Genomic DNA, 13,857 nt, shown 5'->3' with positions numbered 1-13,857 from the left:
AAAAATCGTATAGAATTTCTTATTATTTTTCTAACCAAAGTCTAGCATTCACAAAGGCTTCTAACCAAGGTGATACTTCGTCTTTACGACCTTGCGGATAATTTGCCCAATTCCATTGAAAGGTAGAACGCTCAATATGAGGCATGGTTACCAAATGACGACCTGTTTTATCGCACATCATGGCTGTATTAAAATCGGAACCATTTGGGTTGTGAGGATATTCAGCATAACCATATTTAGCAACAATTTGGTATTTGTCTTCAGAATATGGCAATTTGAATTTACCTTCACCATGCGAAATCCAAACTCCTAAAGTAGCACCTTCAAGTGTTGAAAGCATCACTGAATTATTCTTTTGAATTTTTACTGAAGTGAATGCGCTTTCATGTTTATGCGAATCGTTATGAACCATTTTACCATGAACATCGTGCTCAGGGTTGATAAGGTCTAATTCCATCCACAATTGGCAGCCATTACAAATACCAACAGATAGTGTGTCTTCTCTTTTGAAGAAATCCTGAATTACTTTATTGGCTTTTTCATTGTATTTAATAGCACCTGCCCAACCTTTTGCAGAACCAAGCACATCAGAATTACTAAAACCTCCAACAGCACCTAAAAACTGAATATCTTCTAAGGTTTCACGACCCGAAATTAAATCGGTCATGTGTACATCTTTAACATCAAAACCTGCTAAATACATAGCGTTTGCCATTTCGCGCTCGGAGTTACTTCCTTTTTCACGAAGAATAGCGGCTTTAGGTCTCGACTGCGCTCGACCTGACAGATTTTTGTCACTTCGAGCGGAGTCGAGAAGTCCTGTAAAATGACTAGGGAATGTATATTCTAAAGGTTGATTTTTATAATTGTTGAAACGCGCTTCAGCTAAATTATTAGCGGTTTGTTTTTGGTCTAAAAGGAATGACGTTTTGTACCAAACATCCCTAAGGTGACTAATATTATTTAAGCCTATTCCTTTTCCTAAATCATTTTTGAGATCTAAAAATCCATCTGAAGTTACATTTCCGATATTATAAAATTTGATATGTGCTTCTTTTAATGATTCTTCAACATCATAATTATCTTTTGCTTGAAAAACAATACCTGCGTTTTCAGCAAATAAAAGCTTAACAGTGTCAGATTCATTTAAACTTGTCAAGTCTATTTTAGCTCCCAAGTTATTATCAGCAAAACAAAGTTCTAACAGCGTGGTAATTAATCCACCTGAAGCCACATCATGTCCAGCTACTATTTGTTTATCTTTTATTAATTTTTGAATTGTGTTGAAAACGGTTTTTACATATCCTGCACTTTTTACGGTAGGAGCATCGTTTCCTATTTTATTTAATATTTGAGCGAAAGAACTGCCTCCTAATTTAAAATTATCTTGAGATATGTTGATGTAGTAAATACTTCCTGCATTTTTTTGAAAAACAGGTTCAATTACATTGCCAATATCGTTACAGTTTCCTGCTGCTGAAATAATTACCGTTCCAGGAGATAACACATCGCCATCAGGATATTTTTGCTTCATAGAAAGCGAATCTTTTCCTGTAGGCACATTAATGCCTAAATCGATCGCAAATTCAGAAACAGCTTTAACTGCTTCATATAAACGGGCATCTTCACCTTCGTTTTTACAAGGCCACATCCAGTTTGCTGATAGTGAAACTGATTTTAATTCGTCTTTTAAAGGTGCCCAAATAATGTTAGTCAATGCTTCGGTAATGGCATTTCTGCTTCCTGCCACCGGATTGATCAATCCTGAAATAGGCGAGTGCCCAATAGACGTTGCAATCCCTTCTTTCCCTTTATAGTCAAGCGCCATCACACCCACATTATTTAGTGGTAATTGTAATGGGCCAGCGCATTGTTGTTTGGCTACTTTTCCACCAACACAGCGGTCTACTTTATTTGTTAGCCAGTCTTTACATGCTACGGCTTCCAGTTGTAAAACCTGCTCTAAATAGTCATGGAACTTATCGGAATTATAGTTTAAATCTTTATAATTTCTTTTGATGGTTGTATCGGTCATGATGGTTTTTGGCGAACTACCAAACATATCTTCCATCGCTAAATCCATTGGTTTATGGCCGTTTGTTTTAGACTCGAATGTAAATCTATCATCACCCGTAACATCCCCAACCGTGTACATAGGTGAGCGTTCACGTTCTGCAATACGTTGAAGGATATCGATATGCTCTTTGTCAATCACCAAGCCCATGCGCTCTTGCGATTCGTTACCAATAATTTCTTTATCAGAAAGGGTAGGGTCGCCTACAGGAAGTGCATCTAAATCTATTTTTCCACCAGTATCTTCAACCAATTCCGATAAACAATTTAAATGGCCACCAGCACCATGGTCGTGAATAGAAACAATATAGTTTTTGTCGCTTTCTACCATACCACGAATGGCATTGGCAGCACGTTTTTGCATTTCTGGGTTGGAACGTTGTACAGCATTCAATTCAATACCTGATGCAAATTCACCTGTATCGGCACTTGAAACTGCTGCACCACCCATACCAATACGGTAGTTTTCGCCACCTAGAATAACTATTTTATCACCAGTTTGTGGTTTGTCTTTTAACGCTTGGTCTTTTTTGCCATAACCAATACCACCTGCTTGCATGATCACTTTATCGAAACCAAGTTTTCTGGCGTCTTCTTCGTGTTCAAAGGTTAAAACCGAACCACAAATAAGTGGTTGTCCGAATTTGTTTCCAAAGTCTGATGCACCATTTGAAGCCTTAATTAAAATATCCATTGGCGTTTGGTACAGCCATTTGCGTTCTGGAAATGCTTTTTCCCAAGGGCGGTTTTCTTCTAAACGAGAATACGAGGTCATATACACCGCGGTTCCTGCTAATGGAAGTGAGCCTTTTCCGCCTGCAAGCCTATCGCGAATTTCACCTCCCGAACCAGTTGCAGCACCATTAAAAGGCTCTACGGTTGTTGGGAAATTATGGGTTTCAGCTTTTAATGAAATAACTGACTCAAAATCTTTGGTTTCGTAAAAATCGGGTTTGTCGGCGGTTTTTGGAGCAAATTGTTCCACTTTTGGACCTTCAACAAAGGCCACATTATCTTTATATGCTGAAACAATACTGTTTGGATGTGTTTCAGATGTTTTACGTATTAATTTGAAAAGAGAGGTTGGTTTTTCTTCGCCGTCAATTACAAACGTGCCGTTGAAAATTTTATGGCGACAGTGCTCTGAATTCACTTGCGAAAATCCAAACACTTCAGAATCGGTTAACGGGCGACCAATTTTTTTGGCAACGCCTTCTAAATACGCTACTTCTTCATCACTTAATGATAAGCCTTCTTTTTGGTTATAAGCGGCTATATCTTCAATGTTAAGTATCGGTTCTGGTTTGATATTGATAGTGAATGATTCTTGATTTAATCCTTTGAATTTTTCAGAAATCATCGGGTCGAAACTTTTAAAATCTTCGGAAACCGCTTGAAATTCTTCAATACGGATGATGTCTGAAATACCCATGTTTTGGGTAATTTCAACCGCATTGGTACTCCAAGGCGTTATCATGGCAGCGCGTGGACCAACAAAAAAAGCATCGAGAGATGCTTGTTCTATTTTAGGCTGGTTGCCAAATAACCACGTTAATTTAGCGATGGTTTCAGTTGATAATTCTTTTGTTGTTTGAACAGCAAATACCTTGCTGGTTACGTTTCCAAAGAAGTGAATCATTATATATTGATTTGTGTGTGTTTAAAGAAAGTGCAAATTTACTTTTTTTCGGCGTAATTTCATGTAATTAATGCCATGAAAATGTTTAATTATTCACGAGGTTTTGAACATAAAAAAAGCGACTGTTTAAAGTCGCTTGCTAGGTTATGCTTTTCTTTCTAAAAGTGCCATGTAAAATCCGTCGAATCCAGATTTGTGGGCTAAAACTTTGTTGTCTTTTACAAATATAAAGTTTTTTCCAGCTTCCGATGTTAAGAATGTATCAACTTGTTGTTGGTTCTCAGATGGTAATACCGAACAGGTAGCATAAACCAATTGCCCGCCCAATTTTACCATTCTAGAATATTGTTGTAAAATTTCCTGTTGGGTCACTTTAATTTTGTCTATAAACTCGGGTTGCAGTTTCCATTTGGCATCTGGGTTTCTGCGTAAAACACCTAAACCAGAACATGGGGCATCAATTAAAACACGGTCGGCTTTATCATATAATTTTTTAATCACTTTTGTAGATTCTATAGCACGTGGCTCAATGTTATGGGCGCCGTTTCGTTTAGCGCGACGTTTTAATTCATGGAGTTTATTGGCGTAAATATCCATGGCGATAATTTGCCCTTTGTTTTCCATTAAGGAAGCAATATGCAGTGTTTTTCCGCCAGCACCAGCACAAGTATCTACCACACGCATACCGGGTTTTACGTTTAAAAACTCGGCAACTAATTGAGAGGATGCATCTTGAACTTCAAAAAAACCATTTTGAAAGGCTTCGGTGGTAAATACGTTGGCACGTTCTTTTAGCTTTAAAGCATTGGGATAATCGGGTAAATAATCGGTTTCAATGTCTAAATCAAATAATTCGGCTTGTAGTTTTTCTTTGGTTGTTTTAAGGGTGTTGACTCTTAAAATAACATCGGCTTGCTCGTTTAATGCAGCCATTTCTTTGGTCCAGATGTCTTTGCCTAATTCTTTTTCACCCAATTCGTCCAACCAATCTGGAATGGATTCTTTGAATTTTCTGATTTTTGAAAGTTCATCAAAACGTCCTTTTATTTTACGTGTCGGGGTGTTTTCAAAATAGGTCCAATCGGGTAATTTAATACCTTTTAGGGTTGCCCAAACAGCAAACATGCGCCATAAATTATCTCTATCGAACGGTTCTTTAACTTCAGCTATTTCTGCATATAAACGTTTCCAACGTACAATATCGTAGGTGGTTTCGGCAACAAAAGCGCGGTCGCGTGCGCCCCAACGTTTATCTCGTTTTAATAATTGTTGAATGACTTTATCTGCATAGTTTCCTTCGTTAAATATCAAGGTTAAACCATCAATAACCGAAAAGCATAAGTTTCTGTGTAATCGCATGTTGTATAAATAAGTTTGCAAAGTTACATTTATTATGTTGATTTGTTTATACGTTTATTCGTTTAGCTTTTCTACTTTTAAGGAAATTTATAGTTTATGAAACGGATTTCCGTCATTTTAATAAGTATTGTTTTTTTTATTTCCTGCGTAAAAAAGAAAAGGTTACCGCCACGGAATTTCTCTAACGTTGAGATTGAAAACATTTTAGAAGATTCGTTGTTAAGTATTCGCGCTATTGATATATTGAACGATGGAAGTCTTGCTTTTGCTGCCAACAATGGCGCTTTTGGTCTTTTTAATTCTGTGAAAAAAAGTTGGATGATTTCAAAACAAGAGTTTGATAGTTTAAACCTCCAGTTTAGGGCAGTGGCACACACAGCAACCGATTTTTTTATGCTAAGTATTGAAAATCCAGCTGTTTTATATAAAACAGGAGGTTCGGGGCAAATGCAAGTAGTTTATAAAGAAAACCACGCTAAAGTTTTTTACGATGCTATGGTTTTTTGGAATAATCAAGAAGGGATTGCTGTTGGCGATCCAACCGATGGTTGCATGAGTATCATTATTACCCGAGATGGTGGCAACACGTGGAATAAAATTTCTTGTTATAAATTGCCGAAATCCAAAGAAGGTGAAGCAGCATTTGCAGCTAGCAATACCAATATAGCCATTGTAGGAGATAAAACTTGGGTTGCTACAGGTGGAAAATCGAGTAGGATTTTATACTCGGCAGATATGGGTGAAACTTGGGAGGTTTTTGAAACGCCCATAGTACAAGGTTTAGAAACCACAGGGATATATTCCATTGATTTTTATGATGAAATGAATGGATTTGCCATAGGTGGCGATTACACAAAACCAGATGCTAATACAGCAAACAAAATAAGAACCACCAATGGAGGTGAAACTTGGCAATTGGTAGCACAAAATGAAAGCCCTGGGTATAGAAGTTGTGTACAGTACATACCAAATAGAAATGGAAAGGAACTTATTGCTGTAGGTTTTAAAGGAATTGATTTTAGCAACGATTCTGGCGATTCATGGAAGCGCTTAAGTGAAGAAGATTTTTATACGCTTCGTTTTTTAAACGATAGTATCGCTTATGCGGCAGGTGCTGGAAGAATTTCTAAGCTTACTTTTAGGGAATAAAAAAAGAGGAATTTTTAGTTCCTCTTTTTAGTGTTTATTTTTTTCTCTTTTTATATTCATCAAACATTTTTCGTTTAAAATCGTCTTCAACTTTATGTAAAAGAATGATTTTTTTTGCAGGTATCACTTTCATCAGATTATTGATGAACTCGCTTTTAAGTTTATCTCTTTTCTCCTCATTCATTCTAATTTTCTTTAGTAGCTGTAAGGCTTCTTCTTCGGAAATAGTGTTTAAATCGGTCTTTTTACGAGTTTCATAAGATTGTCTTCTTAAATTGGAATTTTCTTCTTCAAACTCATTGTATATAGGCCAAAATTTTTGAGCTTCTTTTTCACTTAAATTCAATTTTTCCGTTATATACGCAATTTTCAGTGTTTTAATTTTATCACCATTAGATTGCGCAAAGGTGGCTAAGGAAAAACTTATTATGAATACTATGCTTGTAAGTGTTTTCATTTCTTTATTTTGTAATAATATCTTCAATTTCTAAGTTGTCAAAAACAAAATTTTCTAAAGTTTCTGAGCTGTAACCGTCATTTATTAACTGCACATCCTGTAAATCTTCTTGGGTAAAAAGAGATGCAAATTCGGTTGGTTCCAAATCTTCGTTTAGGATGTAGTTTTCAATACTGGCTGTTTCCAGAGTATCGATGGTGATATTTTGAGTTTTATTAAAGAATACATTAATTAGTAACATTAAACTTGCTGCAACTGCGGTAGTATAAACAGCTTTTCTCCAAGTAAATAGTTTGATAACCTTTGTTTCTTCTTGTGGTTTAACCGCATTGACAATTTTATTTTCTAACAAATCAAAGTAATTATCGGGCAATTTATATCCAGATTTAGGAACTATTTCTTGTAGCTTCACTTCGCTTAAAATCTTATCTTCAAGCGATGCAAAGTAATCCTTCGGAACTTTAAACCCAGTATCTTTTGTATTATGTAATTTATTTGTTTTCATCTTGTTAATAAGACTTGATATTTTGTAAAAGGTTTAATCTTCAGTTAAATATGATTCAATTTTTTTTACCGCTATGTGGTAAGATGCTTTTAATGCGCCTTCGCTGGTTTCTAATATATCGGACATTTCAGAGTATTTCAAATCCTGAAAATATTTCATATTAAAAACCAATTGCTGTTTTTCTGGTAATGTTGCAATGGCTTTTTGTAATTTAATTTGTATGATTTCACCTTCAAAATAAACATCTGAACTTAATTTACTAATAGCTATAGATTGTACTTCTTCGTTTGTTGTTTGCAAACGTTTAGCGTTTTGATTGATGAACGTTATAGCTTCGTTTGTTGCAATGCGATACATCCATGAAAACAATTTACTGTCTCCTTTAAAGTTATGAATATTTTTGTAAATTTTTATGAAAGTGTTTTGAAGTACGTCATCTGTGTCGTCATGAGACTTTACAATGTTACGAATGTGCCAATACAACCGTTCTTTATACAGTGTTATCAGCTCTCTAAAGGCGCGCTCTTTATGGAATTCAGATTTTAATTCTTCTAATAATTGTACTTCGTCAATCACAAAAATACTTTAATGGTTAGACTACTAAATATACTAAAAGTTTAATGTTGTTTTTTTAATTTCACACAAAAACACAACTACTTAAAAATCAGCATATTGAAAAATTAAATATCGATTAAGTGTAAAATAACACGATTAAATGCATTTTTTTCTTGTGAGATGTATTTTTTTATTATATGTTTGCTATAGAAACCTACTTATGTAGTTAGTCGTCCCCAAGTCTAACTGGATAAAAAAAAGGATAGAAACCCAAATCTCTATCCTTTTTTATTTCATGATAATTTTAATTATTCAAAACTCTGCATATCAACCAACTTTTTATATACACCATTTTTGGCAATGAGTTCATGGTGTTTACCTTGTTCGGCAATTTCTCCTTTATGCATCACGACAATTTCATCGACATTTTGAATGGTCGACAAGCGATGAGCAATAATGACAGAAGTTCTATTTTTCATCATATTCTCTAAAGCCACTTGTACCAAACGTTCACTTTCGGTATCTAAAGCTGAGGTTGCTTCGTCAAGAATCATAATTGGCGGATTTTTCAGTACAGCACGTGCAATGCTTAAACGTTGCTTTTGCCCGCCAGACAATTTGTTTCCAGCATCACCAATATTAGTTTCTATACCGTTTGGTAGGTCTTTGACAAATTCCCAAGCATTGGCAATTTTCAATGCGTCAATCACTTCTTCATCGGTAGCATTTTCTTTTCCGATAAGGATATTGTTTTTAATACTGTCATTGAATAGTACAGAATCTTGTGTTACCAATCCCATAAGGTTTCGCAAGGAATATGTGGTCAAATCTTTAATGTCATTGCCATCAATATTGATGCTTCCCATGTTTACGTCATAAAAACGTGTCAGCAAATTAGCGATGGTACTTTTTCCGCTACCAGATTGTCCAACCAACGCAACACTTTTTCCTTTTGGAACCTTTAATGAAAAGTCTTTGAGTACTAATTCATTTTCATATTTAAACGATATATTTTGAAATTCAATGCCAGAGTTGAATGTTTCTTTTTGTTTGGCATTTGGTTTGTCTTCTAACGGCGATATAGTATCCAGTACTTCAAGAACTCGATCAGCGGCGGCATTACCTGCTTTTACTTTATAACTTGCTTTAGAAATTTCTTTTGCAGGAGTTAAAATTTGATAAGCCAATGCCATATAAGCAATAAAAGCACCACCAGAGAGTGTTTTGTCAATCAATACCATAGAGCCACCAAACCATAGTAATATAGCAATGGTAACGATGCCTAAAAATTCGCTTGTTGGAGAAGCCAAATTTTGACGGTTCAATAAGGTATTGGAAAATCGGTAATAGCGTTCGGTAGAATTAATGAAAGTTTTGTTGAACTTTTCTTCAGCATTAAAGCCTTTAATGACTTTTAATCCACCTAAAGTTTCTTCGAGCGTTGAGATGAAAATACCTTGTTCGCTTTGTACACGATTGGATTTCTTTTTGAGGCTTTTTCCAATACGAGAAATGATTGAACCAGAAATGGGGATAAATATAAATACAAATATAGTAAGCTTTACAGAAATTGTAAACATTGCAATAATTGCAAATAAGATAGTTAGAGGTTCTTTTACTACGAGTTCTAAAATGGCCAATAAGGAATTTTTGACTTCATTTACATCACCAGAAATGCGTGCAATAATATCGCCTTTTTTCTTTTCGGAATAATATGCAATTGGTAGGGAAATAACTTTTTTATAAATAGCATTTCTTAAATCCTTTAAAACACCATTTCTTAAAAAAGTGATGTAATAAAGTGCCAAATAATTAAACAGGTTTTTAAGCAAGAACAAACTTATTATCAAAACAATCATATACAGCAATGCCCGTTGAGAACCATGGTTTTCTGTTGTTGTTGTGATAAGGTAGTTTATAGAGTCTTCAAGGTATGACTTTAGGCTGTTGGCGCTACTATAAACAGGTTTTGCGGTAACTTTTTTACCTTCACCAAAAAGCACATTTATCATAGGCATTAAGGATACCATGGCTAATGTGCCAAACAAGGCGTAAAAAATATTACATACAATGTTTAATATTGCAAACTTCTTATAAGGTAATATAAAGGAAGAAAGTTTTTTCAGATAATCCATTTAGTTAAGGTTCATGGCATTTACAATCATATCCAATTGAACTTCCAATTTCTGTTCCGTTGCTTTAAATGCTGACACATTGTCTAAAGTTGTGTTGACACTGATGTAAAACTTTATTTTTGGCTCTGTACCACTTGGTCTGAGCGCAATTATACTGCCGTCTTCGGTATAATAAATTAATACGTCCGATTTTGGAATATCAAGATTTTCAACAGAGTTTGCAATCAGGTTTTTTGCAATTGACAGCTCATAATCTTCCACGCGAATAACTTTAGAACTATTGATTTCAGTCAATGGATTTTCGCGTGCATCAACCATCATTTGTTTTATTTCTTTGGCGCCTTCAATACCTTTTTTGGTTATGGAAATCAGTCGTTCTTTATACAATCCATGAGTAACATATAGCGCAATCAATTCGTTGTAAAAAGAACTGCCATTTGCTTTTGTTGCAGCAGCTATTTCGCATGCTAACAGGGTAGAAGTAACGGCATCTTTATCGCGTACAAAATCGCCTACCATATAACCAAAACTTTCTTCGCCACCACCAACAAAATCAAGCTCTGGAAAATCTTTAATAAGTTTTGCAATCCATTTGAAACCGGTTAAAACAATTTTACAGTCTACACCATAGGCATCTGCCAATTTATTAAGCATTGGTGTAGATACAATTGTTGAAGCAATAAATTCTTTGCCTTTAATTTTTCCAGCAGCTTTCCATTGTTTTAAAAGGAAATCAGTCATCATTAACATGGTTTGATTTCCGTTAAGTAGTTGTAATTTATTCTCTGAATTACGAACAGCAACACCCAAACGGTCACAATCTGGATCGGTGCCAATAACAATATCAGCGTTTACTTTTTCAGCCAACTCCAATGCCATTTTTAAGGCAGCTGGTTCTTCTGGGTTTGGTGACGCTACCGTTGGGAAGTTACCATCTGGCACTTCTTGTTCTTTCACAATATGCACATTTTTGAATCCTGCACGCTTTAGGGTTTCTGGAACTGTTGTAATGGATGTTCCATGTAGCGAAGTAAAAACAATAGTTAAATCATCTTTCGCTTTAGCGGACGTATTGAAGTTTGCGTTTTTAACAGATTCGGTTATAAAAGCATCATCAACTTCCTTACCTATATATTTTATTAAAGTATTGTTTGCTTCAAACTTAATGTCTGAATATTTTAAACTATTAATAACATTAATTATTTCTCCATCTTGGGGCGGTACTAATTGTCCGCCATCTTGCCAATATACTTTGTAACCATTGTATTCTGGTGGGTTGTGAGATGCCGTTAAAACAATGCCGCAGTGACAGTTTAAATGTTTTACAGCGAATGACAATTCTGGAGTTGCACGTAAATCTTCAAACAAATACACTTGAATGCCATTTGCTGAAAACACATCGGCAACTACTTTTGCAAGGCTTTTACTGTTGTTTCTACAATCGTAAGCTATAACTGCTTTTGGTGTTTCGTTTGGGAACGATTTATTTAGATAATCACTTAAACCCTGTGTGCTTTTTCCAAGTGTGTATTTATTAATGCGGTTGGTTCCAACACCCATAATACCACGCATACCACCAGTACCAAATTCTAGGTCTTTATAAAAACTTTCTTGAATGTCTTTTGGGTTGTTTGCAATACTATTTTTTATAATAGATTGTGTTTCGGCATCAAAGGTTGGGGTTAGCCATGAGTTAATTCGATCTAAAATTTTTGGTTCAATGTGTATCATGATGTTTTAAATAATATGTTTCAAAAGTAATTTATTGTAGAAGGATATTTTTGTAAAAGTTACTAATTTGAAGTGAAATATTGAGTTTTAAAATTAATTTTTTGTTGAAATATTAAAAATTTTATTTGAGACTGTCATTTGCGTTAGGGGTTGAAGTGGCATCCTTTTGGTTTTTCAGAAAAAACCAAAAGATATAACGGAAAACCCGACCCTTGTGGTAACGCCCAACATAGTTATTCTAAATTTAATTTTTCTTTAATTGAATAGCGTTTTTTGTCTTCTTTGGTACGTAAAATAATTTCGCCTAAAAAACCAGCTACAAAAAATTGTGTTCCAATAATCATAGTTGAAAGTGATATGTAAAATTGCGGACGCTCGGTTATTAGCCTGCCAGTTGGGTTTAAAAATAGTTTATCGATACCTAAATAGAGTGCGAAACCAAAACCAATGGCGAACATGATGAAACCTAATGCGCCAAATAAGTGCATGGGGCGTTTTCCGAAACTTGATAAAAACCAGATGGTGATTAAGTCTAAAAAGCCATGAACAAAACGATTCATGCCGAACTTGGTTTCACCATATTTTCTAGCTTGATGTTGCACTACTTTTTCAGTGATTTTTACAAAGCCGGCATTTTTAGCCAAAACAGGTATGTAACGGTGCATTTCACCATTCACATCTATGTTTTTAACGAGCTCGAGTTTGTAGGCTTTAAGGCCGCAATTAAAGTCGTGTAATTTTACTCCCGATGTTTTTCTGGCTGCCCAATTAAATAATTTCGATGGTAAGTTTTTAGAAATAACGGAATCGTAACGCTTTTTTTTCCAACCAGAAACCAAGTCGTAACCATCGCTTACAATCATGTTATAGAGTTCTGGTATTTCGTCTGGATTGTCTTGTAAATCGGCATCCATAGTAATAACCACATCGCCTAAAGCTTTTTCAAAACCTGCATGAAGTGCTTGCGATTTGCCAAAATTCTTAAAAAAACGAATGCCTTTAACATTTGGGTTTTGTGATGAAAGGTTGCTTATGGTTTTCCAAGAGTTATCGGTGCTGCCATCATCAATAAAAATGATTTCGTACGAAAATTGATTGGATTGCATAACTTTAGCAATCCAGTCATGTAATTCGGTTAAAGAATCTTGTTCGTTAAGTAGTGGTATAACTACTGATATGTTCATTTGAAATAATGTTTTCAGATTCCAAAAGTAAAGAATTTATTTATGCATCTGATTTTTTCATTACTAAACCTCCAATTAAGGAATATATTAACCCAAAGAATAAACTCATGGCTACCCAAAAAACGCTACCTGCAATAGGATTGGAAAAGAATTCAACCATTTTTAATTGCATTTCTTTAGCTTCAACGGGCGCTTCAGTTGCAGCAATTTGATCGGTAGCAAACTCTGTCATTTTGGTATTGTATTCAGAATCAATGATGTAGTTGAAAATAAGGATGTAGCCAACATATACTAAAGCACTAATAAGTGCAACTGCAATTCCTGTTTTCATGGCTTCTTTTAAACTTAGTAATCCAGAGTTGCTTTTTTTATAAAGACTTATTGCGTAAATTATAATTAAAGGAAAAGCTATATAATATATGTACACTGGCCATTGCTGTCCTTTAAACGCCATATCCGTCGCATACATGTAGATAGCAATTAGCGTCATGATACCCCCTAAGACCAAACCTAAATTAATACCAAATTTGCCAGGGTTTAATTCTTTAGATTCCATATTTTTGTGTTTAAATTGTTGGTTTTTTAGTTAGTATTCAAAGATAGTAATTCGTTACAATAATATTAGTAATAAAAAATGTAAAAAAGTATTGCGAGATTGTAAAAAATGCTTATTTTTGCAAACCAAAATTGAAAGAATATTAAAGCTTTAAGCGATGAAACACTTTTTAGTGTTGCATCTGTCAGAATAAAAAAATAAATATCATCCAGATGAAAAAAGATATACATCCAGAAAATTATAGAATTGTAGCATTTAAAGATATGTCTAACGAAGATGTGTTTTTAACTAAATCTACTGCAAACACAAATGAAACTTTAGAGGTTGATGGTGTTGAGTATCCACTTATCAAAATGGAGATTTCTAGAACATCGCACCCATTTTACACTGGTAAATCTAAATTAATCGATACTGCTGGGCGTATCGATAAATTCAAAAACAAATATGCTAAGTTTAGTAAATAAGCTTAACAAACTATATATAAAGCCTTCTATATTTAATATGGAAGGCTTTT

Annotated in this window: 11 protein-coding genes; 2 read left to right on the top strand and 9 right to left on the bottom strand. The window is 34.7% G+C overall.

Annotation, left to right across the window (positions count from 1 at the left end):
• Positions 1-22 precede the first annotated feature (22 nt).
• A complete protein-coding gene (gene purL, locus ACGK9U_RS03060) occupies positions 23-3,712 on the bottom strand; it encodes a phosphoribosylformylglycinamidine synthase (RefSeq protein WP_394464909.1) in 3,690 nt (1,229 codons plus the stop codon).
• A 144-nt stretch (positions 3,713-3,856) separates the two neighbouring features.
• The gene (locus tag ACGK9U_RS03055) at positions 3,857-5,071 is read right to left on the bottom strand and encodes an RsmB/NOP family class I SAM-dependent RNA methyltransferase (RefSeq protein WP_394464908.1); all 1,215 of its coding nucleotides are present in this window, start codon (positions 5,069-5,071) and stop codon (positions 3,857-3,859) included.
• Positions 5,072-5,167: 96 nt separating this feature from the next.
• Between ACGK9U_RS03055 and ACGK9U_RS03050 the strand changes: the two genes are divergently transcribed.
• Positions 5,168-6,220 carry a WD40/YVTN/BNR-like repeat-containing protein gene (locus tag ACGK9U_RS03050; RefSeq protein ID WP_394464907.1) on the top strand — a complete coding sequence of 351 codons (1,053 nt, stop codon included), beginning with the start codon at positions 5,168-5,170 and terminating at the stop codon, positions 6,218-6,220.
• Positions 6,221-6,254: 34 nt separating this feature from the next.
• On the opposite strand, the gene ACGK9U_RS03045 is transcribed toward ACGK9U_RS03050, so the two are convergent.
• The 7 genes from ACGK9U_RS03045 to ACGK9U_RS03015 all read right to left on the bottom strand — a co-directional run bounded on the left by ACGK9U_RS03045 (position 6,255) and on the right by ACGK9U_RS03015 (position 13,343).
• Positions 6,255-6,677, bottom strand: coding sequence for a hypothetical protein (locus tag ACGK9U_RS03045; protein WP_394464906.1), 423 nt, complete (start codon positions 6,675-6,677; stop codon positions 6,255-6,257).
• Positions 6,678-6,681: 4 nt separating this feature from the next.
• A complete protein-coding gene (locus ACGK9U_RS03040; RefSeq protein WP_394464905.1) occupies positions 6,682-7,182 on the bottom strand; it encodes a hypothetical protein in 501 nt (166 codons plus the stop codon).
• A gap of 33 nt (positions 7,183-7,215) precedes the next feature.
• Positions 7,216-7,758, bottom strand: a complete 543-nt coding sequence (locus ACGK9U_RS03035; protein ID WP_394464904.1) for an RNA polymerase sigma factor — start codon at positions 7,756-7,758, stop codon at positions 7,216-7,218.
• 287 nt (positions 7,759-8,045) lie between these two features.
• Positions 8,046-9,872, bottom strand: coding sequence for an ABC transporter ATP-binding protein (locus tag ACGK9U_RS03030; RefSeq protein ID WP_394464903.1), 1,827 nt, complete (start codon positions 9,870-9,872; stop codon positions 8,046-8,048).
• Positions 9,873-11,603 (bottom strand): phospho-sugar mutase, encoded by a 1,731-nt coding sequence (locus ACGK9U_RS03025; protein WP_394464902.1) that lies wholly within the window; start codon positions 11,601-11,603, stop codon positions 9,873-9,875.
• Positions 11,604-11,836: 233 nt separating this feature from the next.
• The gene (locus tag ACGK9U_RS03020) at positions 11,837-12,787 is read right to left on the bottom strand and encodes a glycosyltransferase family 2 protein (protein WP_394464901.1); all 951 of its coding nucleotides are present in this window, start codon (positions 12,785-12,787) and stop codon (positions 11,837-11,839) included.
• A 40-nt stretch (positions 12,788-12,827) separates the two neighbouring features.
• Entirely contained in the window at positions 12,828-13,343 is a 516-nt protein-coding gene (locus ACGK9U_RS03015) for a DUF4199 domain-containing protein (protein ID WP_394464900.1), read from the bottom strand.
• 212 nt (positions 13,344-13,555) lie between these two features.
• On the opposite strand from ACGK9U_RS03015, the gene ACGK9U_RS03010 reads away from it, so the two are divergent.
• Positions 13,556-13,807: a type B 50S ribosomal protein L31 gene (locus ACGK9U_RS03010; RefSeq protein ID WP_044638195.1), complete on the top strand. Its 252-nt coding sequence runs from the start codon at positions 13,556-13,558 to the stop codon at positions 13,805-13,807.
• The last annotated feature ends 50 nt before the right edge of the window (positions 13,808-13,857 follow it).

Source organism: Mariniflexile sp. HNIBRBA6329 (assembly GCF_043558645.1).
In the GTDB taxonomy this organism is placed as follows: domain Bacteria; phylum Bacteroidota; class Bacteroidia; order Flavobacteriales; family Flavobacteriaceae; genus Mariniflexile.
This window is presented reverse-complemented; position numbering and strand designations above follow the sequence as displayed.

What these genes read in the sequence shown, in the direction of transcription:
- ACGK9U_RS03015 (WP_394464900.1), bottom strand. Translation starts at nt 13,343, where the DNA reads ATGGAATCTAAAGAATTAAACCCTGGCAAATTTGGTATTAATTTAGGT.
- ACGK9U_RS03030 (WP_394464903.1), bottom strand. Translation starts at nt 9,872, where the DNA reads ATGGATTATCTGAAAAAACTTTCTTCCTTTATATTACCTTATAAGAAG.
- ACGK9U_RS03050 (WP_394464907.1), top strand. Translation starts at nt 5,168, where the DNA reads ATGAAACGGATTTCCGTCATTTTAATAAGTATTGTTTTTTTTATTTCC.
- ACGK9U_RS03010 (WP_044638195.1), top strand. Translation starts at nt 13,556, where the DNA reads ATGAAAAAAGATATACATCCAGAAAATTATAGAATTGTAGCATTTAAA.
- ACGK9U_RS03055 (WP_394464908.1), bottom strand. Translation starts at nt 5,071, where the DNA reads ATGCGATTACACAGAAACTTATGCTTTTCGGTTATTGATGGTTTAACC.
- ACGK9U_RS03040 (WP_394464905.1), bottom strand. Translation starts at nt 7,182, where the DNA reads ATGAAAACAAATAAATTACATAATACAAAAGATACTGGGTTTAAAGTT.
- purL (WP_394464909.1), bottom strand. Translation starts at nt 3,712, where the DNA reads ATGATTCACTTCTTTGGAAACGTAACCAGCAAGGTATTTGCTGTTCAA.
- ACGK9U_RS03045 (WP_394464906.1), bottom strand. Translation starts at nt 6,677, where the DNA reads ATGAAAACACTTACAAGCATAGTATTCATAATAAGTTTTTCCTTAGCC.
- ACGK9U_RS03025 (WP_394464902.1), bottom strand. Translation starts at nt 11,603, where the DNA reads ATGATACACATTGAACCAAAAATTTTAGATCGAATTAACTCATGGCTA.
- ACGK9U_RS03020 (WP_394464901.1), bottom strand. Translation starts at nt 12,787, where the DNA reads ATGAACATATCAGTAGTTATACCACTACTTAACGAACAAGATTCTTTA.